The sequence below is a fragment of the Streptomyces sp. NPDC001401 genome (genome assembly GCF_042895385.1).
GTDB lineage: Bacteria > Actinomycetota > Actinomycetes > Streptomycetales > Streptomycetaceae > Streptomyces.
In genome coordinates this window covers 101,564-125,486 of sequence record NZ_JBIAWI010000025.1, presented here as the reverse complement: position 1 = coordinate 125,486, position 23,923 = coordinate 101,564, and the positions used below count along the sequence as shown (strand labels likewise).

General features: G+C 69.8%; 21 protein-coding genes, 6 tRNA genes and 1 riboswitch. Of the genes, 12 read left to right on the top strand and 15 right to left on the bottom strand.

Annotated elements, in window-relative coordinates; all coding sequences use genetic code 11:
* Positions 1–26: 26 nt before the first annotated feature.
* The 6 genes from ACFY10_RS49300 to ACFY10_RS49275 all read right to left on the bottom strand — a co-directional run bounded on the left by ACFY10_RS49300 (position 27) and on the right by ACFY10_RS49275 (position 6,314).
* Entirely contained in the window at positions 27–971 is a 945-nt protein-coding gene (locus tag ACFY10_RS49300) for an aldo/keto reductase (RefSeq protein ID WP_390671946.1), read from the bottom strand.
* A 74-nt stretch (positions 972–1,045) separates the two neighbouring features.
* Positions 1,046–2,068 carry a M23 family metallopeptidase gene (locus ACFY10_RS49295; RefSeq protein WP_390671945.1) on the bottom strand — a complete coding sequence of 341 codons (1,023 nt, stop codon included), beginning with the start codon at positions 2,066–2,068 and terminating at the stop codon, positions 1,046–1,048.
* A gap of 11 nt (positions 2,069–2,079) precedes the next feature.
* Positions 2,080–2,237, bottom strand: a riboswitch (cyclic di-AMP (ydaO/yuaA leader).
* 244 nt (positions 2,238–2,481) lie between these two features.
* Positions 2,482–3,564, bottom strand: a complete 1,083-nt coding sequence (locus tag ACFY10_RS49290) for a PP2C family protein-serine/threonine phosphatase (protein WP_390671944.1) — start codon at positions 3,562–3,564, stop codon at positions 2,482–2,484.
* A 107-nt stretch (positions 3,565–3,671) separates the two neighbouring features.
* Positions 3,672–3,745, bottom strand: a tRNA-Met gene (locus ACFY10_RS49285).
* A 100-nt stretch (positions 3,746–3,845) separates the two neighbouring features.
* Positions 3,846–5,069 carry an alginate lyase family protein gene (locus ACFY10_RS49280; protein ID WP_390671943.1) on the bottom strand — a complete coding sequence of 408 codons (1,224 nt, stop codon included), beginning with the start codon at positions 5,067–5,069 and terminating at the stop codon, positions 3,846–3,848.
* Positions 5,070–5,183: 114 nt separating this feature from the next.
* Positions 5,184–6,314, bottom strand: a complete 1,131-nt coding sequence (locus tag ACFY10_RS49275; RefSeq protein WP_390671942.1) for a dihydrofolate reductase family protein — start codon at positions 6,312–6,314, stop codon at positions 5,184–5,186.
* Between the two features lie 104 nt (positions 6,315–6,418).
* Between ACFY10_RS49275 and ACFY10_RS49270 the strand changes: the two genes are divergently transcribed.
* Both ACFY10_RS49270 and ribA read left to right on the top strand, forming a co-directional pair.
* Positions 6,419–6,931: a MarR family winged helix-turn-helix transcriptional regulator gene (locus ACFY10_RS49270; RefSeq protein WP_390671941.1), complete on the top strand. Its 513-nt coding sequence runs from the start codon at positions 6,419–6,421 to the stop codon at positions 6,929–6,931.
* A 119-nt stretch (positions 6,932–7,050) separates the two neighbouring features.
* Positions 7,051–7,683 carry a GTP cyclohydrolase II gene (gene ribA, locus ACFY10_RS49265; protein WP_390671940.1) on the top strand — a complete coding sequence of 211 codons (633 nt, stop codon included), beginning with the start codon at positions 7,051–7,053 and terminating at the stop codon, positions 7,681–7,683.
* 140 nt (positions 7,684–7,823) lie between these two features.
* On the opposite strand, the gene ACFY10_RS49260 is transcribed toward ribA, so the two are convergent.
* Positions 7,824–8,978, bottom strand: a complete 1,155-nt coding sequence (locus tag ACFY10_RS49260) for a histidine kinase (protein WP_390671939.1) — start codon at positions 8,976–8,978, stop codon at positions 7,824–7,826.
* A 348-nt stretch (positions 8,979–9,326) separates the two neighbouring features.
* On the opposite strand from ACFY10_RS49260, the gene ACFY10_RS49255 reads away from it, so the two are divergent.
* On the top strand, positions 9,327–9,881 hold the full coding sequence (locus ACFY10_RS49255; RefSeq protein WP_390671938.1) for a ribonucleoside-diphosphate reductase: 555 nt from the start codon (positions 9,327–9,329) through the stop codon (positions 9,879–9,881).
* 147 nt (positions 9,882–10,028) lie between these two features.
* Positions 10,029–10,289: a hypothetical protein gene (locus tag ACFY10_RS49250; protein ID WP_390671937.1), complete on the top strand. Its 261-nt coding sequence runs from the start codon at positions 10,029–10,031 to the stop codon at positions 10,287–10,289.
* A 138-nt stretch (positions 10,290–10,427) separates the two neighbouring features.
* Here the strand turns inward: ACFY10_RS49250 and ACFY10_RS49245 are convergent, their stop codons facing one another.
* From ACFY10_RS49245 to ACFY10_RS49210, 8 genes are all read right to left on the bottom strand, one after another.
* A complete protein-coding gene (locus ACFY10_RS49245) occupies positions 10,428–10,694 on the bottom strand; it encodes a hypothetical protein (protein ID WP_390671936.1) in 267 nt (88 codons plus the stop codon).
* 65 nt (positions 10,695–10,759) lie between these two features.
* Positions 10,760–11,164: a hypothetical protein gene (locus ACFY10_RS49240; protein WP_390671935.1), complete on the bottom strand. Its 405-nt coding sequence runs from the start codon at positions 11,162–11,164 to the stop codon at positions 10,760–10,762.
* Between the two features lie 102 nt (positions 11,165–11,266).
* Positions 11,267–11,339 (bottom strand) — tRNA-Lys (locus ACFY10_RS49235).
* 99 nt (positions 11,340–11,438) lie between these two features.
* Positions 11,439–12,914 (bottom strand): amino acid permease, encoded by a 1,476-nt coding sequence (locus ACFY10_RS49230; RefSeq protein ID WP_390671958.1) that lies wholly within the window; start codon positions 12,912–12,914, stop codon positions 11,439–11,441.
* 204 nt (positions 12,915–13,118) lie between these two features.
* A complete protein-coding gene (locus tag ACFY10_RS49225; protein WP_390671934.1) occupies positions 13,119–13,349 on the bottom strand; it encodes a hypothetical protein in 231 nt (76 codons plus the stop codon).
* A 55-nt stretch (positions 13,350–13,404) separates the two neighbouring features.
* A complete protein-coding gene (locus tag ACFY10_RS49220) occupies positions 13,405–15,540 on the bottom strand; it encodes a DEAD/DEAH box helicase (RefSeq protein ID WP_390671933.1) in 2,136 nt (711 codons plus the stop codon).
* Positions 15,541–15,761: 221 nt separating this feature from the next.
* Positions 15,762–16,289 carry a hypothetical protein gene (locus ACFY10_RS49215; protein WP_390671932.1) on the bottom strand — a complete coding sequence of 176 codons (528 nt, stop codon included), beginning with the start codon at positions 16,287–16,289 and terminating at the stop codon, positions 15,762–15,764.
* A gap of 76 nt (positions 16,290–16,365) precedes the next feature.
* Positions 16,366–16,716: a metallopeptidase family protein gene (locus ACFY10_RS49210; protein ID WP_009327618.1), complete on the bottom strand. Its 351-nt coding sequence runs from the start codon at positions 16,714–16,716 to the stop codon at positions 16,366–16,368.
* 85 nt (positions 16,717–16,801) lie between these two features.
* On the opposite strand from ACFY10_RS49210, the gene ACFY10_RS49205 reads away from it, so the two are divergent.
* From ACFY10_RS49205 to ACFY10_RS49170, 8 genes are all read left to right on the top strand, one after another.
* The gene (locus tag ACFY10_RS49205; RefSeq protein ID WP_390671931.1) at positions 16,802–18,400 is read left to right on the top strand and encodes a metallophosphoesterase; all 1,599 of its coding nucleotides are present in this window, start codon (positions 16,802–16,804) and stop codon (positions 18,398–18,400) included.
* Between the two features lie 80 nt (positions 18,401–18,480).
* Positions 18,481–18,553 (top strand) — tRNA-Glu (locus ACFY10_RS49200).
* A 38-nt stretch (positions 18,554–18,591) separates the two neighbouring features.
* Positions 18,592–18,666: transfer RNA gene (locus ACFY10_RS49195), tRNA-Asp, on the top strand.
* A gap of 24 nt (positions 18,667–18,690) precedes the next feature.
* Positions 18,691–18,764 (top strand) — tRNA-Phe (locus tag ACFY10_RS49190).
* Positions 18,765–18,855: 91 nt separating this feature from the next.
* Positions 18,856–19,050 carry a DivIVA domain-containing protein gene (locus ACFY10_RS49185; RefSeq protein WP_390671930.1) on the top strand — a complete coding sequence of 65 codons (195 nt, stop codon included), beginning with the start codon at positions 18,856–18,858 and terminating at the stop codon, positions 19,048–19,050.
* Between the two features lie 85 nt (positions 19,051–19,135).
* On the top strand, positions 19,136–19,456 hold the full coding sequence (locus ACFY10_RS49180) for a hypothetical protein (protein ID WP_390671929.1): 321 nt from the start codon (positions 19,136–19,138) through the stop codon (positions 19,454–19,456).
* A gap of 85 nt (positions 19,457–19,541) precedes the next feature.
* Positions 19,542–23,495, top strand: a complete 3,954-nt coding sequence (gene hrpA / locus ACFY10_RS49175) for an ATP-dependent RNA helicase HrpA (RefSeq protein WP_390671928.1) — start codon at positions 19,542–19,544, stop codon at positions 23,493–23,495.
* A 94-nt stretch (positions 23,496–23,589) separates the two neighbouring features.
* Positions 23,590–23,664: transfer RNA gene (locus ACFY10_RS49170), tRNA-Asp, on the top strand.
* Positions 23,665–23,923 lie beyond the last annotated feature (259 nt).

The window sequence follows — 23,923 nt, the reverse complement described above, 5'->3', positions numbered from 1 at the left end:
CGCACCAGTCGTAGGACCTGAGGGGGTCAGGCCGACGCTTCCGTCAGGTGCGCGACCTCGGCCTCGGTGAGCGTCAGTTCGCCCACCGCCAGCAGCGCCGGCAGCTGCTCCGGCGTCCGCGCGGACGCGATCGGGGCGGCGATCGTCGGCTGGGCCGCGAGCCAGGCCAGGGCGACCGTGGGGACCTGGGCGTCGTGAGCCTGGGCGATCTCGTCGAGGGCGGTCAGGACCCGCTGCCCCCGCTCGGACTCCAGGTGCTTGGCGGCGCCGCCCGCCCGCGGGCTGTCGACCTTCGTACCGGGCCGGTACTTGCCGGTGAGGAAGCCGGAGGCGAGGGCGTAGTACGGGACGGCGGCCAGGCCGTAGTGCGCGGCCAGGTCCTGCAGCTCGCCCTCGTAGGTGTCGCGCGAGACGAGGTTGTAGTGGGGCTGCAGGGCCACGTACTTGGCCAGGCCCTCGCGGTCGGAGAACTCCAGGGACGCACGGAGCCGGTCGGGCGAGATGTTGGACGCGGCGATGTGCCGCACCTTGCCCGCCTTCACCAGCTCGTCGAGCGCGCCGATGATCTCCTCGACCGGCACCTCGGGCCTGTCGAAGTGGGTGTAGTAGAGATCGATGTGGTCGGTGTCGAGGCGGCGCAGGGAGGCCTCGGCCGCGGCCTTGATGTTGGCGGCGGACAAGCCCTGGAACTCGGGATGCTGGCTGACCTTGGTCGCGATCACCACGTCGTCGCGGTTGCCGCGCGCCCTGACCCACTTGCCGATGATCGTCTCGGACTCGCCGCCCTTGTTGCCGTCGGCCCACGCCGAGTAGGTGTCGGCGGTGTCGACGAAGTTGCCGCCCGCGGCCGCATAGGCGTCGAGCACCGCGAAGGACGTGGCCTCGTCCGCGGTCCAGCCGAAGACGTTGCCGCCGAGGGAGAGCGGGAAGACCTCGAGGCCGGAGGAGCCGAGCTTGCGAAGAGAAGTCATGTACTACGTCAACGGGCGTGCCAGAACAGTCCATTCCGGCACGCCCGCAAAGATCACGTAAATGACACAGGCTCTCAGGGGTTGAGGCCCTTGCTGCGCAGCCACGGCGCCGGGTCGATGCCGGTGGCCTGGCCGTCCGGGTGGACCTCGAGGTGCAGGTGCGGCCCGGTCACGTTGCCCGTGGCGCCCACGCGGCCGATGACGTCGCCGGTGCTGACCTTCTGGCCGACGCTGACGCTGATCGACGACTGGTGGCAGAACCACAGCTCGGTGCCGTCGTCGAGGGTGAGGATCGTGCGGTAGCCGTACGAACCCGCCCAGCCGGCCTCGGTGATCGTCCCGCTGTGGATGGCCTTGATGAGCGTGCCCGTGGGGGCGGCGAAGTCGAGGCCCGTGTGGTAGCCGGAGGACCACATGGAGCCGGCCTGTCCGAAGGTGCCGGTGATCGTGTACGACACGACCGGCAGCGTGAACTGCTTGGCCAGCTCGGCGAGCTTCGCGGCCTCGGCCGCCTTCTTGGCCGCCGCCTCCGCCTTCTCCTTCGCGGCGGCGGCCTTGGCCGCGGCCTCCTGCTCGGCCTTGGCGGCGGCGGCGTCGGTCTGCTTGGCGAGGGCCGCCTCGGTGGCCGCCTGGCTCTTGCTGTCGATCTGGACCTGCTGCGACTCGGCCTGCGCCATGATCCGGTCGCGCAGCGCCTCACCGGCGCCCTTGGCGCCCTGCGCGGTGACCTCGGAGGTGGCGACGTCGCTGAGCACGGTCGCGGAGCCCTTGGGGGCGTCGGAGGAGCCGTCGAAAACATGGCTCACGGAGCCCAGATCGGGCATGGAGATGGACACCGGCGGCTTGCCGGTGTTGGCGCTGGCCATGCCGCCCGCGCCGACGGCGGCTATGACGCCGACGCCCAGGACCGTGGAGCTGCGGGCGAGTCCCCCGCCGCGCTGCTTGCCGACGCGGTGCCGGCCGCGTACCGGGCGGAGGGAGTCCTCGGTGGGGTTCCACTCCTCCCACGGGCCCTCGTCGGTGCGGGGGCCGGCGAAGCCGAAGGGCTCGGTGCTCGGCACGAACGGGGCTGCCGGGGCAGGCGGGTTGGACGCCACGTGGGCGTGCTCCTTTCCTTCCTTCTCGCCTACCGGGTTAGCTGACGGGTTCGGAGCAGGAAGGTCTCCTACGCGCGTATACCTGCCGTGGGTCCACGGCGGTATCCGCGCGATTCACCCCAGGGTGGTGGTTCCCCGGTTCCCTTGCGGGATTCGGCGCGTGCGCACGGAGCCGCCTCTTGTGACGGCTGGGACGACCGCGCTGCGTTATCGAACGTTAATAGACCCGGGGTGCCGATTCCAAGGCGTTCCCCTTGATCATTAACCTTTCTGACCTGGACAGACGGCGCATGAACGGCGAAAAACGGGCGAGTTGACCGCGCCTCAGGAATCCCACAGGTGTTGACGGTATGTCAGTTGTTATGCGGAGGGCGGTCGACCGATCACACCCGGTCACATCCGGCCCCAACTGCTCAGGGCCGTCTTACGGCGAGCAGCGCCATGTCGTCCGTCGTGGCCTCCCCGGCGTGCCGGCGCACCTCATGCGCGAGGGCGGCGAGCAGCGCGGAGGGGTCGTGGAAGACCCGGCCGGCGAGCCGGTCGGCGGGGTCGAAGAAGATCCCCTGCTCGTCCCGTGCCTCGGACAGCCCGTCGGTGTAGAGCAGCAGCGTGGTCCCGCTCCGGAACTCCGTCTCCTCCGCGCGGTCGGGCCAGCTCCCGAAGTCGCCCATGCCGAGCGGCAGGGCGGGCTCACGGGCGTACAGGGTTTGCACGGTGCCGTCCGGGCGCAGCAGCAGCGGGGGCGGGTGGCCGCGGGTGACGATGCGTACGACGCCGTCGCCGTGCGGGAGTTCGGCCAGCACGGCGGTCGCGAACCCCTCGAACAACTCGATGCCCGCGCGCCGCACTGCCTCGCGCTCCAGCGCCCGGTCCAGCCGCTGAGCGACCGCCTCCAGGCTGGCCTCCTGCTCGGCGGCCTCCCGGAACGCCCCGATGACGACGGCCACGGCGGCCACCGCCCCCATCCCCTTTCCCCGTACGTCGCCCACGACCAGCCGTACGCCGTGCGGGGTGTCCTGCACGGCGTACAGGTCGCCGCCGATGGACGCGTCCGCCTGCGCCGCCTCGTACCGTGCCGCGATCGCGAACCCCCCGATCCGCTCGGCGGGTTCGGGCAGCACGGCACGCTGGGCGGCCTCGGCGATCTCGCGCTGCGAGGCGAGCTCCTCGCGGCTGCGGCGGACGAGGACGTTGATGAGGACGGCCAGGACGGCGACCGTCAGCACGGTCGCGAGCTCCGTGACCGCGGCGACGTCGAAGGCGATGTCGAGCTGGACGTGGATGGCAAGGACGACAAGACCGGACGCGAGACCGGTGAGGATCGTGCCGCGCCGCGAGTACAGCGGGGCGGCGATCAGGGGCGCGGCGGTGAAGAGGGGGGCCGCGGTGAACTCCGACGGGGTGAGGTAGTCGTAGAACGCCCCGACGACGAGCAGCAGCCCCGGAAGCATGCGCACGAAGGTGCGCGCGTACGAGATCGGCCCCTCCTGCTCCACACACCCAGATTTGCCCCGGCCGGGGCAAGGGGCGAGCCGTGAAGGCCGATCGGGGGAAACACTCAGGGCCGGAGTCCAGTGACTGGACTCCGGCCCTGAGCCTTGAGTAGCGGGGACAGGATTTGAACCTGCGACCTCTGGGTTATGAGCCCAGCGAGCTACCGAGCTGCTCCACCCCGCGTCGGTGTGACACCAGCATACGCCATCCGCGGGACCACCAGCACCAAGGTTTACGTCCGCCCCCGTTCACCTGTGTTTTCCGGGGTCCGCAAGGCCTGACGTCAGGCGGCCGGGTTGTCCGCGTGGGTGAGGGTCTCCCAGGAGACGAAGAGGTCGTCGGTGCCGGCCGGGCGGGTCTGCTCGACCAGCTTGTGGGCGGCCGGGACGGGGGTGCCGAGCCGGTTCTCCAGGTGGTTGAGGGCGACCTCCAGGTCGGGTCCCATGTTCCCGACCACCCTGCCGCCGCACAGCCACGACGGGGGCTTCTCCCCCATCTCGAAGCGGGCGTGGAAGTCGAGGGCCGCCTTCAGCCGGTCCTTGACGTCGCTGTACAGATCGACGCCCTGGTGCCAGGCGGTCTCGGCGATGTGCGCGGTGGCGGCGAGGGAGTAGCCGACGTGCTTGAAGTTGCGGCAGGTCTCCTGCGCGATCCCGTCCTCGAACTTCGTCTCCTTGAACCAGTACGTCTCGAGTTTCTGCACGGTGTTGGCGTCGGAGCCGGCCGGGGTGAGCGGCACCTTGCCGTCCTTGCGCAGATAGAAGTAGTCGGGCACCAGGCCGCGGAAGCGCCTGACGGCGGCGTCGAAGGTCTTGTGGTCGTCGGTGAAGACGGCGATCCCGATGGCGGCGTCGTTCATCGCGAGGTCCCAGTTGCCGTTGTAGTCGGGAAGGTCCCTGGTGACCTCGGGCAGGTAGGCGGTGCGCAGCATGGTCGCGAACCGCCGCACGCGCTCGGCGGGCCAGCCGGCGCCCGGTGCGTACCGCACGATCTCCGCGGCCCGCGCCCAGGTCGACCCGGCCCACGAGGACTGCAGCTGGGCGTCCTGCGCCGTGTGCCGCTTCAGCTTCGCCGACCAGGCGTCCATGATCTCCCGGGCCTTGACGGCGTGCTGCCGCTGGCCGGTGACGCTGTACAGAAGGGCCTGTGTGTAGGCGGCGATGGCGTCCTGCCGCTCCTCGAGACAGCCCTGCGCGCCCTTGCCGCCCCAGGGGCAGTTGACGGTCGCGTACGGCTGGGCCACGTACTTGTACGACCCGTACTTGCTGTCCCGCATGTCGTAGAACGCCTGCAGCCAGGGCTGTTTGCCCGCCGTGACGTTCTTGCGTACGGCGTCCAGCTGGGCCTTGCTGACGAGCACACCGGGATGGGTGAACGGTGCACCCGGGGGCAGCGCCCTCGCCATCGTCCGGGTGCCGGGGTCGGTGGTGCCGCAGGAGGCGAGCGCCGTCAGCAGGAGGACGAGGAGAACTGCCGCCGCACGTCTGGGAACTGACCTCACTGGCACTACCTCCGCGATCGCCTCCGGCCGGTCACGGTCAGCGTCGCTCGTGGGGGAGCCGGCCGCAGGATCTGTTGGGCCGATCGGCCGGTGGGCGGTGTGCTCGGCGGCCTCGAAGAGTCACCCCGCCAGATGGCGGTTCGGCGCCTTTGCCCGCTCCTCGTGCTCGGGCAGTACGACCACCTCGACGCCCTGCGCCGCCAGCAGCCCACTCCCGTCGGCCCCCGCCACGAAGGTGTCCGGCTCCCGCCATGCCGTGACCACCCGTCGTACCCCCGCGTCGAGGATCAGCCGTGCGCACGGCTTGGGGCGGGAGGCGCGGTGGGCGCAGGGTTCCAGGCTGCTGTAGACCGTCGCGGACGCCAGCCTCGGGTCGGTCGGGTCCAGCTTGGCCAGGGCCGCCTCCTCGGCGTGGACGACGGGGTCGTCGCCCTCGCGCGAGTGGCCGCGGGCGAGCTCCGTGCCGTCGGCGGCGACGATCACCGCGCCGACGCTGAAGGCCGTGCGGGAGGGCGGGCACTGCGCCGCGAGGTCGCAGGCGAGGGCCAGCCAGTGGTGGTCGGCGGCGGCGGGGAGCGGGCCGGTGCCGGGGGCCGTGGGCTCGTAGCGCATGAGGACCACGTCCTCGATCCGGCGGGTTTCCGTCAGGCGCAGGCGGCCGGCCTGGTAGGCGCCGGGGCCGAAGAGGCGGGGGGCGTCCGGGTCGCCCACGAAGAGGGGGGCCAGGACGAGCTGGAGTTCGTCGGCGAGGCCCTGCTGGAGAAGCTGCGTGTGAATCGTGCCACCGCCCTCGACCATCAGGCGCCGTACGCCGCGTACGTCGTGCAGGTGCTCCAGGAGGCGGCGCCAGTCGAGGTCGGGGCCGAGCGGGACGACGTCGGCGGCGAGGCCGAGGGCGAGGGCCCGTTCGGCGCCCTTGTCGGTCGTACAGACGATCTTCTCGCCGCCCGTGTGCCAGAACTTGGCGTCCGGGTCCAGGTCGCCCGAGCCGCTGACCGTGACCTTGAGGGGGTACTCCGGCTTTCCGGCGGCCACCCGGGCGGCGCGGCGGTCGGGCGAGTTGACCAGCAGGCGCGGGTTGTCGGCGCGGATCGTGCCGGCGCCGATCAGGATCGCGTCGACGGAGGCGCGGACCTCGTCCACCCGGTCGAAGTCCGCCGGGCTGGAGAGCAGCAGGCGCTCGGGGCCGGTGTCGTCGAGGTAGCCGTCGAGGGAGACGGCGGCGGACAGCAGGACGTAGGGGTACGGCATCGGACGCGCTCACTCTCGGTGGCGGGCGGGGCGGCTTCGGACAGGCGGGGCCGGTCCGGAAAGGCACTCTTGGTTCAAGTTTGAAACAAACCTACACTGGGGGTATGACGACTCGCTGGCTCACCTCCAAGGAGCAGCGCGCCTGGCGCGCGTACATCGCCGCGACGCACCTCCTGGAGGACGCGATCGACCGGCAGCTCCAGCAGGACGCCGGTATGCCGCACCTGTACTACTCCATCCTGGCCAACCTCTCCGAGGCGCCCGAGCGGCGGCTGCGGATGACCGATCTCGCCGAGCGGACGAAGATCACCCGCAGCCGGCTGACTTACGCCGTGACCCGGCTGGAGAAGGACGGCCTGATCCGCCGCGAGAACTGCAAGTGGGACAAGCGGGGCAGCATCGCCGCGCTCACCGACGAGGGCATGGCCGTACTGGAACGCACGGCACCCGGCCATGTCGAGACCGTGCGCACCTTCCTCTTCGAGCACCTCACCGAGGAGCAGGTGGGGCAGCTGGAGGAGATCTTCTCGGGGGTCACTCGGGCGCTGGAGGACGACGGGGTGCGCCCCACGGCCGACGACGTGCCGTGGCGGCGCCGGTCGTCGCCCTGTTCATGACGGGCTCGTGACGTGCTCCACAAACAGGTTGCTTCAAATTTAAAGCATGGGGTAGTGTCCGGGATCGTAGATCTGCTTCAAATCTGAAGCAGGTGCCGACCGGACCCGGGAGAACCCGCATGCCCGACTTCCCCGCCGCCACGCCGCGCGCCCGCGTCCGGGTACCGCTGCGCTTCCAGGACGGCTACAGCGTCGACGCCGAACTGGTCACCTTCCACGGCCTGACCGACGGCCAGGAACACGTGGCCGTCGTCCTGGGCGACCCCGCCCCCGGTACAACGCCCCTGGTCCGGCTGCATTCCGAGTGCCTGACCGGCGACGTCTTCGGCTCGGCCCGCTGCGACTGCGGCCCGCAGCTGCGGGAGGCGGTCGAGCGGATCGCGGACCGCGGCGGCGTGCTGCTCTACCTCCGCCAGGAGGGCCGCGGCATCGGCCTCTACAACAAGCTGGACGCATACGCCCTCCAGGACCAGGGCCTCGACACGTACGAGGCGAACGCGGCCCTGGGGCTGCCCGAGGACGACCGCGACTACACGGCGGCGGCGCAGATGCTCCGGGCGCTGGGCATCGACAGCCTGGACCTGCTCTCCAACAACCCCGACAAGGCCGGCCAGCTCCGCGACCTGGGCATCGACGTCCATGACCGCGTCCCCACGGGGGTCTTCACCACCGCCCACAACGTCCGCTACCTGCGCGCGAAGGTCCTCCAGACCCAGCACACGCTGCCGCTGGCGGAGCTGAACGCGGGCTGACGACCGGGCCCCGAGGGGTCCCAGGCCCCCTAAAAAGACAACAAAATTGTTGACGATCCACTCGTGAGCGGCTTACGTTCGCAGCGGCGGCGTCCGGTCTTCCCGTCTGTCTGTACCGGGCGCCGCCTTCCCGCGGCCGCTCACCACACGCACGGCAGCATCACGTCGATCACCGTCGGCCCGCCGGCCGGGCTGGACACCTCGACGGTCCCGTCCAGCGCCGCCACCCGCCGCCGCATACCGAGCAGCCCCGAGCCGCCCGTCTCGTCGGCGCCGCCGGGTCCCTCGTCGGCCACCCGCACACGCAGCCCGCGCTTGAGCCGCTCGAGCCGGACCGAAACCCGCGGTGAGCCGCTGTACTTGGCGGCGTTGGTCAGCGCCTCCGCCACCACGAAGTACGCGGCCGCCTCCACCGCGGCAGGCGCCCGCAGCCCGTCCTCCTCCAGCCGGTCCACCTCCACGGTCACCTGCAGTCCGCTGCTCGCGGCCAGCGCCCGTACAGCGCCGACCAGGCCGCGGTCGGTCAGGATCGGCGGGTGGATGCCGCGGACCACGTTGCGCAGTTCGGCCAACGCCTGCTCGGCCTGCGCCTGGGCTTCGTCCAGCAGCTTGCGCGCGGTCTCCGGGTCCTGGTCGTAGGCACGTTTGGCGAGCCCGATCCGCATGGACAGGGCGACCAGGTTGGCCTGCGCGCCGTCGTGCAGATCGCGTTCGATACGGCGCAGTTCGGCGCCGTGCGCGGCGATCGCGTCGGCGCGGGTCGCGGCCAACTCCTCGACCCGCGCGGCTAGTTGAGCCTTCGGGGACGGCTTGAGCAGGGCGGTCGACCAGTCCGCCTCGAGGTCCGCGAGCCGCACGATCAGCGGCAGGACGAGGGGTGTACGCCGCAGCAGCCCACCCCACACCCCGTCGACGACCAGGCCGACGGGCCACAGCGGCAGCGCCAGGACGAGCAGGGCGCCGTAGAAGTAGTCGGCGACCATCCAGCGCAGGTCGGTGAACGTGCCGGGGTCGCGTACGGCCGTACGGATCCGCTCGCGGAGTGTCCCGGTGAGGGGCTGGTACGCCTCGGGGATCCGCTGCCCGGTCCACGCGGCCGTCTGGCTTCGCTTGGCGCCCGCGATCCGCCGGACGATCAGCACCGTCTCGGGCAGCATCCAGGCGCCGACCACCACCAGCGTGGCGACGGCGGTGATGATCAGCACCGTGATGAAGATCCACAGGCAGAACGCCATCACCGCGGCCAGCACGAGATGGACCGTGGCCCGCCACGCCTGCCGCACCGTTTTCCCCATGCCGCCACGCTAAGCGAACCGGGGCTGCGGCGCGGTGTAGCGGGCTACACCATGTGTGCCGGTCAGGTCCAGGTCAGGGGCAGGTCAGGCACAGGTCGGAGGGGTGTCACCCAGCCGCCCAACTTGCTGCGGATCAAGGGCAGTCGGAGGGATCGGGAGAACCCACGTCCGGGCCCGCTCCCGGCGTGCCACGGTTGGTTCCCCACTCTCCCACCCGTATCTTCAACCCCAACATGTTGTGGTCACCGGCGAGTTGACACCCACAGATTGTGTACAAGGGTGCGCTCTGCCGGAATTCGACCACGGATGGCCAGGGTTGCCGCAGATCGACGACGAGTGAGGGCGTTCATGATTGAGCGATTCGGGGACGGTACGACACGGGTGGCCGGCGAGGAGCGGGCGGCGGCGCGGCCTGCCGTACCCCGCCCGGCGAGGCGCATGCGGTCGACGACCCGGTCGTTCAGCGTCGGCGAGGGCAAGGGATACCTCACCGTCGCGCACACTCCCGACGGCCGCGTCGCCGAGGTGATGGTCCGCATGGCCAAGCAGGGCTCCACGCTCGCGGGCATGATGGACGCCTTCTCCTCGACCGTCACCCGGGGCCTCCAGCACGGCGTCCCGCTCGAAATCCTCGTCGCCGACTACGTCGGGACGCGCTTCGAACCCTCCGGTCTCACCAACGACCCGGACATCAAACAGGCGGGCTCCGTCATGGACTACGTCGGCCGCCGCCTCGCCCTCGACCACCTGCCCTACGAAGTCCGGGCCGGCCTCGGCATCCTCACCGCCGAGGAACGCGCCGCGAAGCAGACCCTTGACGGTGTCGGCGACGCCGTATGGACCGACCTCGTAGGCCTGTCCATGTCCGCACCGGTTGCGGTGGGACGACCGCGCCGCGGCTGAGGTCAGACGAGGACCGGCTTCGGGAGTCGGAGAACCGACACGGCGCGCGGACAAGCCAAAGATCCCAAATGACTACTATAAGTGCATATATTGTCACAATACGTAGTCAAGCCAGGGCGTCCTGCCCGGGTAAGAAAGGGTCAACCCATGCGCAAGTTTCAGCGCGTTGCCGTCGTAGCCGCAGCGATCGCGGGCCTGTCCGCCCTCGGCGCCGGTGTCAGCTTCGCCCACGAGCACGACCACGACGACGACGGCGTCACCGCTTTGGCCAACTCGCAGTCCAACGCCGTGGCCTACGACGACGACAGTCACAGCGGGCGCCACGGCAGCCCTGATGCGGCCCCGGCCATCACGCCGACGAACGGCTTCGACCTCGGCAACATCACCGCTCCGGCGCCCAGCAAGTAACGAAGCCCCGCCCGGCAGACCGCGGTCACGGCCGCGGCCTGCCGGGCCAGACCTTTCCTCCGGCACAAAAGCCCCGGCACCCCGACCTGCGACCGGGGCACCGAGGCAGTTGCCGACGACTTACTCGCCGTTGACGACTTACTTGCCGACGCCGTTGCTGCAGCCCATGTTCGAGCCCTCGGGAGTCTCCTGTGCACCCGAGTTGCCCTCGCCGTTGAGGGCGTTGCCCAACAGGCCGTCGATCAGCCCGACTTGGCCCAGGACGGTGATGTTCAGGTCGTGCGACCTGCAGGTGCTGCTCTGCTGGATGCCGGAGCCGCCGTCGGCACGGGCGCCGCCGGCACTCAGAAGTCCGACGCTCCCGAGGGCGACGACCAGTACGGCAGCCTTGCGAAGCTTGTGCATGTCATCTCCGGTGGAGTGAAGTGAATACGACCTGTGACAGATCAACCCCTTGCTGGAACGGGAGATTAGTGCGAAATACCCCAAAACGGACGGCAGCGCGCCAGGTTTCGTGATCTCGTGGCGGATACGATGCGGTGGACGGCGGCGATCGCCCGGTCGAGCCGGTCGTTGTCGTAGCAGCGGATGCTGATGCCGAGTTCGGCCCGGTCGGGGGAGCGAAGTTCACGACGGCGGCGGAGGTCAGCGGACCGGGGCCGTGCGGCGAGCGGCGGGGCACGGCATTTCCCGATCCAGCTCGCCGAAAGAGCCGAGTCGAGCGCGGTGAGCGTCGAGCAGCTGATCGCAGCCCGATGGGCTGAAGGGCCTGCCTGACGCCCCGTCTGGTGCAGCCTGATCCGCACATCGGCCTGTCGGCCGGGCACCTGGCCGAGGTCCTGCCGCGCGTGCCACGAGCGCTCCCGCTCGCGCATCGCTCACCCACGCGCCCGAAAACGAAGCAGCGCCCGAGCCGACCGAAGCCGACCCGGACGCTGCGTAGCAGGTCAGAGGGCATATCCCCCGCCTACCACCGGTAGGCCCTGTGGGACTCGAACCCACAACCAATGGATTAAAAGTCCACTGCTCTGCCAATTGAGCTAAGGGCCCCTGGCGATGTTGCCTCCCCGAGCATAGCCGGACACGGCCGCGTCTCCGATCGGGTATCGGGGACTCGGCCGCGCCGGAGGAGAAGATCCAGCCGGAGTGTCAGGGATCTACCTTTTCGGGGGCACCTCCGGGAGCGCCTCCGGAGGCCGCCGCTCGGGATGCCTCCCTGGCGAGCGTGCGTTCGTGGTCAGGGTTGAGGAACCAGTTCCGGGCCGACGCCCCCCACCAAGCCGCCGCGAAGCCGAGGACGGCCAGGACGGCGACCGGGGCGTAGTTGAAGCTCTCCCAGGTGACCGGTGAGACCTGGGGCAGCATGAAGAGGAACGTGATGACGCCCACCCATACCACCGAGACGATGCCGATCGGACGGGACCAGCGGCCCAGGTGCCACGGCCCCCGTGCGAAGTCGTCGCCCTTGCCCAGCCGCAGCAGCGTCGGGATGACGTACGCGATGTAGAGGCCGATGACGGCGATCGAGGTCACCGCCGCGTACGCCGTCACATTGATCAGATACGGCAGCCCCAGCACGAGCGCCCCGGCCGCCGCCAGCCACACGGCGGCCACGGGCGTCCGGGTCCGCGGGCTCACCGTGTGCCACACGTGCGAGAAGGGCAGGGCGCCGTCGCGTGAAAAGGCGTAGATCATGCGGCTGTTGGCCGTCACCGACGCCATGCCGCAGAACAGCTGCGCGCCGATGACGACCAGGAGCAGCAGCTTGCCCGCCGTCGCGCCCAGCGCGTCCAGCAGGATCTGGGCCGGTGGCGCACCGGTGGGCGAGGCGAGTTCCTTGTCGTAGGACTGGATGGCGAAGGTGAAGCCCAGCAGCAGCACGAAGCCCGCTATCCACGAGGTCCAGATGGACTGGACGATGCCCTTCGGGCCCGCCGTCGACGCGTCGTGCGTCTCCTCCGTCATATGGGCCGAGGCGTCGTAGCCGGTGAAGGTGTACTGCGCCATCAGCAGGCCCAGGAGCACGACGTACACACCGCTGCCCCAGCCCGTGTTGTTCACGAACTTCGTGAACACGAAGGACGCCGACTGGTGGTGGTCCGGTACGAAGGCCAGCGCGCCGACGATCACCCCGACGCCGAGCACGTGCCACCACACGCTCACGTCGTTGAGGAAGGCGACGATACGGACGCCGAAGGTGTTGAGCACGCCGTGCAGGATCAGGATGCCCGCGAAGAGCAGCACCGTCCGGCCCGGTGTCACCTCGAAGTCGAACTGCAGGTTCAGGTAGGCGCCGAGGAAGGACGCGGCACCGAAGTCGATGCCCGCCGTCACGGCCACCTGGCCCAGCACGTTGAACCAGCCCGTGAACCACGCCCAGGCGGCGGCCGAACGAGGGGGCGCGAGGCGGTGGGCCCAGAAGTACAGGCCCGCGGAGGTCGGGTAGGCCGAACAGATCTCGGCCATCGACAGGCCGACGAACAGCGTCATCAGGCCTACGGCGACCCAGCCCCAGGTGATCACCGCCGGGCCGCCCGTGTTCATGCCGAACAGGTAGAGGGTCAGGCAGCCCGACAGGACCGAGATGATCGTGAAGGAGACCGCGTAGTTGGAGAACGCCGACATGCGGCGGGCGAGAACCTGCGTGTAGCCGAGCTGGGCAAGCCGTTCCTCGTCCGAGAGTGCCGAGGAACCCGAAGAACCCGAAGAGTCCGAAGAGTCCGAAGAGTCCGAAGGTTTCGAGAGACCCGAGTGCCCGCTCGCTATGCCGTCATCTGTCATGCCCCCAGCGATTCCCTCGCCAGGGGCGTGACATGCATCACAGTATGGCTAAAAAAGGCCCTTGCAGCCCTGCCGGCGGGCCCCGATCTTCACCCGCGCGCCGCAGGAACCATTGGCCTTGCCGTCGTAGCGGTAAGGGCTGCCCGAGGTGTCCCGCGCGACCAGGCCGTTCTTCCCGTCACCGGTGAGGTCGCCGACGCCGACGACCGCGTTCCACGCGGCTCCCCCGCCGCTGGAGACCTTTGCGCGGTCCTCCAACTGCCGTGTGTTCCCGAGCACGCGAAAGGGCCCGTACGACCGAAGTCGTACGGGCCCTTGCTCAGCTCACTCGCCGTCAGCCGTTGCGCTTCCAGCGCGGCTTGTCGTCACGGCGGCCGAAGGAGGAGCCGCCGGTGCCGCGGTGGTCGTCACGGCGGCCGTAGGGACGCTCGTGGCCGCCGGAGCGGAAGCCCGGGCGGTCGCCCTGGCGGTCACGGTTGAAGGGACGGTCGCTGCCGCGGTGCCCGCCGCGCTCGTCACGACGCTCGAAGGAACGGCCGGCCGGACGGTCAGCGGGACGGTCGTCGCGGCGGAAGCCGCCACGGTCGTTGTCCCGACGCTCGAAACCACGGCCACCACGGTCGTCACGACGCTCGAAGGAACGGCCACCACGGTCGTCCCGACGGTCATCGCGACGGAACCCGCCACGGTCGTTGTCCCGACGCTCGAAACCACGGCCACCACGGTCGTCACGACGCTCGAAGGAACGGCCACCACGGTCGTCCCGACGGTCGTCACGGCGGAACCCGCCACGGTCGTTGTCCCGACGCTCGAAACCACGGTCGCCACGGTCACGGTTGAACCCGCCGCGGTCGTTGTCGCGGCGCTCGAAGGAACGGCCACCACGGTCGTCCCGACGCTCGTCGCGACGGAAGCCGCCACGGTCGTTGTCCCGACGCTCACGACGCTCGTACGACGACGAAGCCGGCGCCCGGTCGACGTCCTGCGCGACGGGCTGCTCGGGCACGGACACCTCGGCCGCCTCGACGGTCTCGGCGACCGCAGCCTGCGCCTCGGCCACCGCGGCCTCGGGGTCCTCGCCGCGCTCGCGGGCGACCCGGGCGATCAGCCGGTCGGCCTCCTCGCGCAGCTCGGTCGCGCGGCGCTGCGCCCGCTCCAGCTGCTTGGTGAGGTGGGAGACCTCGCGCTCGGCCAGCTGCGCCGCGTTGGCCGCGGACTCGGACTGGACCTCGGTCATCGAACGGGCGCCGGTGATCTCGGCGACCTCGGGCTCGAAGGCCGTACCGGAGTTGATGATGTGACGCCCGGCGTCGACGCCCGCGTCCTCCATCAGCCGGAAGATCTGGCGGCGCTGGTGCGGCAGCGACAGCGACACGACGGTGCCGGTGCGGCCGGCACGGGCCGTACGGCCGGCGCGGTGCAGGTAGTCCTTGTGGTCACCGGCGGGGTCGACGTTCAGGACCAGGTCGATGCCGTCGACGTGGATACCGCGGGCGGCGACGTCGGTCGCGACGAGCGCGTTGACGTAACCGTCCTTGAAGTCGGCCAGCGTCCGCGTCCGCGCGCCCTGCGTCATACCGCCGTGCAGCGCGTCCGCCTTCACACCCGCTTCGCGCAGCTGCTCGGCGATACGGTCGGCGCCCAGCTGGGTGCGGACGAAGATGATGGTGCGGCCCTTGCGGGAGGCGATCGCGGCGGTGACCGGCGCCTTGTCCTTGGGCTTCACGATGAGGATGTGGTGGGACATCGTCGTGACGTTGCCCTGGGCGCTGTCGACCTCGTGCGTGACCGGGTTGCTCAGGTAGCGCTTGACCAGCGTGGAGATCTCGTTCTCCATGGTGGCGGAGAAGAGCATCCGCTGACCGCCGGCCGGGACCTGGTCGAGCAGCTCGGTGACCTCGGGCAGGAAGCCCAGGTCGGACATCTGGTCGGCCTCGTCGAGAACGGCGATCTGCACGTCCTCGAGCGAGCAGGCGCCGCGGTTGATGATGTCGCGGAGACGGCCGGGGGTGGCGACGAGGACGTCGACGCCGCGCTCCAGGGCGTAGATCTGGTTGCCCATGGAGGTACCGCCGCAGACGACCTTCATCTTGAGGCCGAGGACGTCGCCGTAGGGCTGGAGCGCGTCCGCCACCTGCATGGCGAGCTCGCGGGTCGGGGTGAGGATGACGGCGCGGGGCTTGTGCTTCTCGGTGCGGCCGCCGGCCAGCGTGGCCAGGGTCGGCAGACCGAAGGAGAGGGTCTTGCCGGAGCCGGTGCGGCCACGGCCGAGGATGTCCTTGCCGGCCAGGGCGTCCGGGATGGTCGCGGCCTGGATCGGGAAGGGGGTGGTCACGCCGTTCTGGGCGAGCTTGCGGACGACGCCCTCGGGGAGGCCGAGGTCCGCGAAGGTGACCTCGGGAGCGTCCGCCGCGCCCTCAGTGCCTTCGTTCTCGGGCACGACGACGTGATCAGTACTGGAAATGGACATGCTTAAGCGAAACCTTCCGGAGTCTCGTCGGCACGCGCCCGTCAACTCCGTGATTCGCAATACGACCGCCTCTATGCGGTCAGCCACGGCAAGGGAGAGAACGCGCCACACGGCGCGCTCTGCGTTGGCGCCGGGCAATGGGATCAAACGATCTACCACCATACGCACCCATCACCCCCGAGGGCAAACCAAACCCCAAGGACGTAGGCCAGATCACACTCCTACGCCGGCGACCCCGCTGTAGGCGCGGGCTCCCGCTCCGCCATCTGCGGCGCCGTCTCCTCGTGCGCCGACGACGACGGCTCGGCGACCGTGGGCGCGGGCGAGGCGGAGGTCGGCTGCTCGCTCGGCGTCGGCTGCGGCTCGGCCGTGCGCGTCGGAGTCGGCGTCGCAACGGTCGGCGCAGGGTCCCCGGGCTTCTCGCTCTTCCCGTTGCCGGGCTTGCCCGCCGCAGGAGCGGACTGGCCGGCTCCCGCGGACGGCGAGGCCGAGGGGGACGGCGACTTCTTGCCCTTGTCCTTGTCCCGCTTGCCGTCCTTGTGCTTGCCGTCGACGGTGACACCGGCCCCACCGCCCCGGCCGGACACGCCCGTTCCCCCGTCGGGCGCCTCACCGCCCCGCTGCCCCGCGGAGTGCGACGGCTTCGCGCTGCCGCCTCCCCCGTCCTCGCCCACGCTCATGCAGCCGGCGGCAGCGGCGACGGCCATGACCGTGGCGGCCAGACGGACGGGTACGTACATGCGGCGCACGGAAAGCCACCTCCGAGGCGGGGGAAGGAGTCAACCTGCCCAACTCCCGCCGCCCACAAGAGGACACGCGCCCCGGTCATCCGTATCCCAGGGCGTGCAGCCGCGCGTCGTCGATCCCGAAGTGGTGCGCGATCTCGTGCACGACGGTCACCTCGGTCTCCGCAACGACGTCCTCCCGCGACTCGCACATCCTGAGTGTCGGCCCCCGGTAGATCGTGATCCGGTCCGGCAGCACCCCGGCGTACCACTCACCCCGGTCCGTCAGCGGAGTCCCCTCGTACAGCCCGAGCAGCTCGGGATCGTCCGCCGGCGGCTCGTCCTCGACGAACACCGCGACGTTGTCCATCAGCCGCGTCAGCTCCGGAGGGATCCGGTCGAGCGCCTCGGCGACCAGTTCCTCGAACTCCTCGCGCGTCATCTCCAGCACAGGCCCATTGTCAGCCACAGCACGCCCGTACGAGAGTCATGGACCCACCCGCATATCCACCCCCGCACTTGGGCATACGGGACCAATGGGCCGCGCCCCCGCCATCGCCGCCACCGTCCTGAACCGGGTACGCAAGTCCCCGCGCACCCTCACCCGCCACTACCGCTCCCGGCGTCCCCTCCCGACCCTCGAGCTCGTCCGCCAGCCGCACCCCTGGCCGCGCGCCCTGGGGCTGGTCGCCGTGGTCCTGCTCGGCGCCTGGCTGGGGCTGCTGATCGTCGGCAACGTACGGGTCCCGGTCGGCCCCATGAACACGACGATGACCCTGCGCCCGTCCCTCAGCGGCGGCACGAAGATCAACGTCTCGCCGCTCGGCGCCCTGCAGCTGAACAGCCACCGCGCGCCGCTCCGCCTGGACGTGAACGTCGACCAGCTGGACCCCGTCCGCGCCCAGGCCCTGGTCGACCACCCCGAGCGCCTCTCCGGCCTCCAGGACGAGGTCGTCCACGACGTCGAGCACGGCACCCTCGACCTGGCCGTGCGCTCCTGCGTCGCCGTCGTGTCGGGAGCCACGGCCCTGGGCCTCGCGGTCTACCGCCGCCCCCGCCGCGCCCTCGCCGCCGGCGGCACGGCCCTGACCCTCCTCATGGCCTGCGGCGCCACGGCGTACGCCACCTGGAACCCCGAATCCGTCCTCGAACCGAAGTACTCGGGCCTGCTCTCCTCCGCGCCCTCCGTGGTCGGCAACGCCCGCAACATCGTCACCGAATTCGACGTCTACCAGAAGGAGTTGGCGCGCCTGGTGACCAACGTGACGAAGCTCTACGACGTCACGTCCACCCTCCCCGCCTACCAGCCGGACCCGACGACCGTCCGCGTCCTGCACGTCTCGGACATCCACCTCAACCCCGCGAGCTGGAAGATCATCGCGTCGCTGGTGGACCAGTACAAGGTGAACGTGATCGTCGACACCGGCGACACGATGGACCACGGCACGGCGGCGGAGAACGGCTTCCTCGACCCGATCGCGGACCTCGGAGCGCCGTACGTCTGGGTCAGGGGCAACCACGACTCGAACATCACCCAGCGCTACCTGTCCCGCATGAAGAACGTGCACGTCCTGGACAACGGCCGGGCGGAGACGATCGGGGGCCTGCGCTTCGCCGGCATCGGCGACCCGCAGTTCACCCCCGACCGCTCGAAGGTGATCGGCGCCGACGAGTCGGAGCAGCTGGCCGGGGACCGCCTGGCCGCGGCCCTGAGCGACCAGAAGAACACGGGCACCCCGGTCGACGTGGCCATGGCCCACGAACCGTCGGCGGCCCGCGAGGTCGACGGCGAGGTGCCCCTCGTCCTGTGCGGCCACCTGCACCACGAGGGCGACGAGATCCTGAAGAACGGCACCCGCCTGCGCATGGAGGGCTCGACGGGCGGCAGCGGCCTGCGCGCCCTCGAACACAAATACCCGGCCCCGATCGAGGCCTCGATCCTCTACTTCGACCGCGACACCCGCCGCCTCCAGGCCTGGGACGCGATCAAACTCGGCGGCCTGGGCGAGACGACGGCGGAGGTCACCCGCCACCTCCCGAAGGAGAACCAGCCGGGAGCCACGACACCCACTCCATCGGCCCCCTCCTCCCCCTCCAACCCCACCGCACCGACCCCTGCCACCTCAGCCCCCTAAACCGTTTTGGCGATACCTCCCGCCATCCCATATGCTTCTCACGTCCCCGACGCGCTGAGAGGCGCCCAGGCGGGCCGATAGCCCTCATCGTCTAGCGGCCTAGGACGCCGCCCTTTCAAGGCGGTAGCACGGGTTCGAATCCCGTTGGGGGCACGCAACACCGTGTGCGACACTGTCGTACGCAACAGCTTGGTCCTGTGGAGCAGTTTGGAGTGCTCGCCACCCTGTCAAGGTGGAGGCCGCGGGTTCAAATCCCGTCAGGACCGCTGAGGTTTCCTCGGAAGCCTCGTGGCTGGGTAGCTCAGTTGGTACGAGCGATCGCCTGAAAAGCGATAGGTCGCCGGTTCGACCCCGGCCCCAGCCACACGGTACGAAAGCCCCGTCTCCGGACGGGGCTTTCGTCGTGCATACGGGTAGTGCGCACGGTTCGTGCATACGGCGAGTGGAGGGCACCGGTGACAGACGGCAGCCAGGGTTTCCGGGGCTTCGACGTCGTGCGGCGCGGCTACGACCGCTCCCAGGTCGACGAGTACCTCCGGCTCCTCGCGGCGGGCACCGCCCCCACCGCACCGCCCGCCTTCGACCTCGCCCGCCGCGGCTACGACCGGGGCCAGGTCGACGCCCGGATCGCCGAGCTGCGGGCCGGCTGAGGTTGTCGGGCCGGACGCTTGGCAGCGCTGCGGTGCAGCGCTACGTTCTGGCTGGTCGGCGTAGGGCCAAGGGGGGCGGGGGACGATGAGTCGGGACGAGGCCAAGGCCATTCGGGATGTCGAGCTGGAGAAGGACCGGGCTCGATACGGGCTGCTGTCCGTGGTGATCAGCAATCTTGCGATCGCGGGGGTCGCGATCTTCGGGGTGTGGCGGCTCGACGGGGACAAGGCGGTGATCGTGGGGGTGCTCACGGCCGCGTTCACCGCGGTGAGCAGCATGACCACGGCCTACCTGGGGATCAAGGCCGTCTCCAACACCGCCAGGTCCATCGCGCTGGGGGAGGGCGGCATGCGGCAACAGCAGCAGCCCGCGCCCACGGCGCCGCCAGGGCAGCGGACCACCTGAGAGCCTGCGAACAAACCCCCTGCTCAGCCGCCGGGCGGCAAATCGTTCGCCAGAGATTTCCCCGGGATGAGATCCTGGATCGCGTATGTCTACGCACCCTGCCCCCGCCACCCCGGCCCTCGGCACCCTCGCCCCCCGCCTGACCGAGCTCTCCCTGCGCGACGCGCACCGGCTCGGGCGCAGGCTCGAAGGCGCGCGCAAGATCCGTAAGCCGGAGGCCCAGGCCGCCGTCCTCGCCGAGATCGAGGCGGAGATCGCGAAGGCCGAGGGGCGGATGGGCGAGCGGCGCGGCCGGGTTCCCGCCGTCTCCTATCCCGAGCAGCTGCCGGTCAGCCAGAAGAAGGACGTCATCGCGGAGGCCATCCGCGATCACCAGGTCGTGATCGTCGCCGGTGAGACCGGGTCCGGAAAGACCACCCAGATCCCCAAGATCTGTCTCGAGCTCGGACGGGGGGTGCGGGGCATGATCGGGCACACCCAGCCCCGTCGTATCGCCGCCCGTACCGTCGCCGAGCGCGTGGCCGAGGAGATGGACACCCCGCTCGGCGAGGCCGTCGGCTGGAAGGTGCGGTTCACCGACCAGGTGAACCAGGACGCCACCTTCATCAAACTGATGACGGACGGCATCCTGCTCGCCGAGATCCAGACCGACCGCGAGCTGCGCGCCTACGACACGATCATCATCGACGAGGCCCACGAGCGGTCCCTCAACATCGACTTCCTGCTCGGTTATCTCGCGCAGCTGCTGCCCAAGCGGCCCGATCTCAAGGTCGTCATCACCTCCGCGACCATCGACCCCGAGCGCTTCTCCCGGCACTTCGGCGATGCGCCGATCGTCGAGGTCAGCGGGCGTACGTATCCGGTGGAGGTGCGGTACCGGCCCCTCCTGGAGGAGGACTCCGACGACGCCGACCGCGACCAGATCACCGCGATCTGCGACGCCGTCGAGGAGCTCCAGGGAGAGGGCAAGGGCGACATCCTCGTCTTCCTCTCGGGCGAGCGGGAGATCCGCGACACGGCAGACGCGCTGGTCAGGAAGAACTACCGGTTCACGGAGGTCCTTCCGCTCTACGCCCGGCTCTCGCACGCCGAGCAGCACCGCGTCTTCCAGCCGCACACCGGACGCAGGATCGTTCTGGCGACCAACGTTGCCGAGACCTCCCTCACCGTCCCGGGCATCAAGTACGTCATCGACCCGGGCTTCGCCCGCATCTCCCGCTACAGCCACCGTACGAAGGTGCAGCGGCTGCCGATCGAGCCGGTCTCCCAGGCCAGCGCCAACCAGCGCAAGGGCCGCTGCGGTCGTACGTCCGACGGCATCTGCATCCGGCTCTACTCCGAGGACGACTTCGTCGCCCGTCCGGAGTTCACGGACGCGGAGATCCTCCGTACGAACCTCGCCTCCGTCATCCTGCAGATGACCGCGGCCGGCCTCGGCGACATCGAGAAGTTCCCGTTCATCGACCCGCCGGACCACCGCAACATCCGCGACGGCGTGCAGCTGCTGCAGGAACTGGGCGCGCTGGACCCGAACGAGAAGGACGTACGCAAGCGGCTCACCCAGAGCGGGCGCAAGCTCGCCCAGCTGCCCGTCGACCCCCGCCTGGCCCGCATGGTCCTGGAGGCCGACAAGAACGGCTGCGTGCGCGAGGTCATGGTCATAGCCGCCGCGCTCTCCATCCAGGACCCGCGCGAGCGCCCCGCCGACAAACAGGCCCAGGCCGACCAGCAGCACGCCCGCTTCAAGGACGAGACCAGCGACTTCCTCGCCTATCTCAACCTCTGGCGCTACATCCGCGAGCAGCAGAAGGAGCGGGGTTCGAGCTCCTTCCGCCGTATGTGCAAGCAGGAGTACCTCAACTTCCTGCGTATCCGCGAATGGCAGGACATCTACAGCCAGCTCCGGACGGTCGCCAAGCAGATGGGCATCCATCTCAACGAGGAGGACGCCCCCGGCGACCGTATCCACGTCTCCCTCCTCGCCGGCCTGCTCTCGCACATCGGCATGAAGGACGTGAAGGACGGCGCGAAGAACGAGTATCTGGGCGCCCGGAACGCCAAGTTCGCGGTCTTCCCGGGCTCCGCCCTCTTCAAGAAGCCGCCGCGGTTCGTGATGTCGGCCGAGCTGGTGGAGACGTCCCGCCTCTGGGCCCGTGTCAACGCGAAGATCGAGCCGGAGTGGGTCGAGCCGCTCGCCGAGCACCTCCTGAAGCGGACGTACAGCGAACCGCACTGGGAGAAGGACCAGGCGGCCGTGATGGCGTACGAGAAGGTCACGCTGTACGGCGTCCCGATCGTCGCCCAGCGGAAGGTGAACTACGGCCGTATCGACCCGGAGTCGAGTCGCGAGCTGTTCATCCGCAACGCACTCGTCGAGGGCGACTGGCGCACGCACCACAAGTTCTTCGCCGACAACCGCAGACTCCTCAGCGAGGTCGAGGAGTTGGAGCACCGCGCCCGGCGCCGGGACATCGTCGTCGACGACGACACGCTGTTCGACTTCTACGACCAGAAGGTGCCCGAACACGTCGTCTCCGGCGCCCACTTCGACTCCTGGTGGAAGCGGAAGCGGCACGAGCAGCCGGAGTTCCTGGACTTCGAGCGGGAGATGCTCATCCGGGAGTCGGCGGAGGCGGTCACCAAGGCCGACTACCCCGACTCCTGGCGGCAGGGTCCGCTGAAGTTCCGTGTCACCTATCAGTTCGAACCGGGTGCGGACGCCGACGGTGTGACCGTCCACATCCCGCTCCAGGTCCTCAACCAGGTCACGGACGAGGGCTTCGACTGGCAGATCCCGGGTCTGCGGGAAGAAGTCGTCACCGAGCTGATCCGCTCGCTCCCGAAGCCGGTCCGCCGTAACTACGTGCCGGCGCCGAACTTCGCGAAGCGTTTCCTGGACACTGCCGTCCCCTTGCAGGAACCCCTCACCACCACCATGGCGCGCGAGCTGAAACGCATGGTCGGCGTGCCGTTCGAGGCGTCCGACTTCGACTGGTCGAAGGTGCCGGACCATCTGCGCATCACCTTCCGCATCGTCGACGAGCGGCGGCGCAAGCTCGCCGAGGACAAGGACCTCGAGGCGCTGAGGCTCCAGCTGAAACCGAAGGCCCGCAAGGCCCTCTCCCAGGCCGCCGCGGCCACCGCCTCGCGCGAGGGCGGGGAGTCCCTGGAGCGCAAGGGCCTGACGGACTGGACGATCGGCTCCCTCACCCGCGTCTTCGAGACGCGCCGTGCCGGCCAGCCGGTGAAGGCGTATCCGGCGCTGGTCGACGACGGCGACACGGTCTCGGTCCGCCTCTTCGACACGGAGGCGGAGCAGGCGGAGGCGATGTGGAAGGGCACGCGCCGGCTGATCCTGCGCAACATCCCCGTCAATCCCGCGAAGTTCGCTTCCGAGAAGCTGACCAACGCCCAGAAGCTCGCCCTGTCCGCGAACCCGCACGGCTCGATCCAGGGCCTGTTCGACGACTGCGCGATGGCGGCGGCGGACAAGCTGATCGGGGACTTCGGGGGCCCGGCATGGGACGAGGAGTCGTACCGGAAGCTGTACGACAAGGTGCGCGCGGAGATCGTGGACACGACGGTCCGTGCAGTGGGGCAGGTGCAGCAGGTGCTGGCCGCCTGGCAGGCCTGTGAGCGCCGCCTGAAGGCCGTACGGAGCCCTGCCCTGCTGCCGAACCTCCAGGACGTGCGCAGGCAGCTGGACGCCCTTGTGAAGCCCGGCTTCGTGACGGAGACGGGGCTGCGGCGCCTGCCCGACCTCATGCGCTACCTGATCGCCGCGGACCGCCGGCTCCAGCAGATGCCGACGAACGTCCAGCGGGACACGACGCGCATGGAGAAGGTCCACGAGATGCAGGACGAGTACGCGTGGCTGCTGGAGCAGATGCCTCAGGGGCGTCCCGTCCCCTCCTCGGTCCTGGACATCCGCTGGATGATCGAGGAGCTCCGGGTCAGCTATTTCGCCCACGCCCTCGGCACGGCGTACCCCGTCTCCGACAAGCGGATCGTGAAGGCGATCGACGCGGCCGTACCGTAACCGCCCGCACACACTGGGTGAGTTCGACCAGCGGGCTCACCCTCCTGTACAGTCTCTTCTCGCAGCGCAACGCACGAATGGCGCCGCGAAACCTGGTCCTGTGGAGCAGTTTGGAGTGCTCGCCACCCTGTCAAGGTGGAGGCCGCGGGTTCAAATCCCGTCAGGACCGCAGTGAGAGAGAAGGGCCCGCATCCCGCAAGGGACGCGGGCCCTTCCTCATGTCCCACGCCTCCCGCTCGCCACCCTGTCAAGGTGGAGGCCGCGCCCGCGGCGCAGCCGCAATCGGGTACAGCAAATCCCGTCAGGACCGCAGTGCAGAGCCCGGATCTTCGGATCCGGGCTCTTTGCGTACATCACCCTCGCCTCGGATCCAGGCTCTCCGGATACGTCACCCCACGTCAGCACTTCCGGTACGCCATGCACAGGTG

What these genes read in the sequence shown, in the direction of transcription:
- ACFY10_RS49275 (WP_390671942.1), bottom strand. Translation starts at nt 6,314, where the DNA reads ATGCCGTACCCCTACGTCCTGCTGTCCGCCGCCGTCTCCCTCGACGGC.
- ACFY10_RS49230 (WP_390671958.1), bottom strand. Translation starts at nt 12,914, where the DNA reads ATGTCGGCGTTCTCCAACTACGCGGTCTCCTTCACGATCATCTCGGTC.
- ACFY10_RS49250 (WP_390671937.1), top strand. Translation starts at nt 10,029, where the DNA reads ATGCGCAAGTTTCAGCGCGTTGCCGTCGTAGCCGCAGCGATCGCGGGC.
- ACFY10_RS49300 (WP_390671946.1), bottom strand. Translation starts at nt 971, where the DNA reads ATGACTTCTCTTCGCAAGCTCGGCTCCTCCGGCCTCGAGGTCTTCCCG.
- ACFY10_RS49220 (WP_390671933.1), bottom strand. Translation starts at nt 15,540, where the DNA reads ATGTCCATTTCCAGTACTGATCACGTCGTCGTGCCCGAGAACGAAGGC.
- ACFY10_RS49205 (WP_390671931.1), top strand. Translation starts at nt 16,802, where the DNA reads ATGGGCCGCGCCCCCGCCATCGCCGCCACCGTCCTGAACCGGGTACGC.
- ACFY10_RS49240 (WP_390671935.1), bottom strand. Translation starts at nt 11,164, where the DNA reads ATGCGCGAGCGGGAGCGCTCGTGGCACGCGCGGCAGGACCTCGGCCAG.
- ACFY10_RS49245 (WP_390671936.1), bottom strand. Translation starts at nt 10,694, where the DNA reads ATGCACAAGCTTCGCAAGGCTGCCGTACTGGTCGTCGCCCTCGGGAGC.
- ACFY10_RS49260 (WP_390671939.1), bottom strand. Translation starts at nt 8,978, where the DNA reads ATGGGGAAAACGGTGCGGCAGGCGTGGCGGGCCACGGTCCATCTCGTG.
- ACFY10_RS49270 (WP_390671941.1), top strand. Translation starts at nt 6,419, where the DNA reads ATGACGACTCGCTGGCTCACCTCCAAGGAGCAGCGCGCCTGGCGCGCG.
- ACFY10_RS49180 (WP_390671929.1), top strand. Translation starts at nt 19,136, where the DNA reads ATGAGTCGGGACGAGGCCAAGGCCATTCGGGATGTCGAGCTGGAGAAG.
- ribA (WP_390671940.1), top strand. Translation starts at nt 7,051, where the DNA reads ATGCCCGACTTCCCCGCCGCCACGCCGCGCGCCCGCGTCCGGGTACCG.
- hrpA (WP_390671928.1), top strand. Translation starts at nt 19,542, where the DNA reads ATGTCTACGCACCCTGCCCCCGCCACCCCGGCCCTCGGCACCCTCGCC.
- ACFY10_RS49255 (WP_390671938.1), top strand. Translation starts at nt 9,327, where the DNA reads ATGATTGAGCGATTCGGGGACGGTACGACACGGGTGGCCGGCGAGGAG.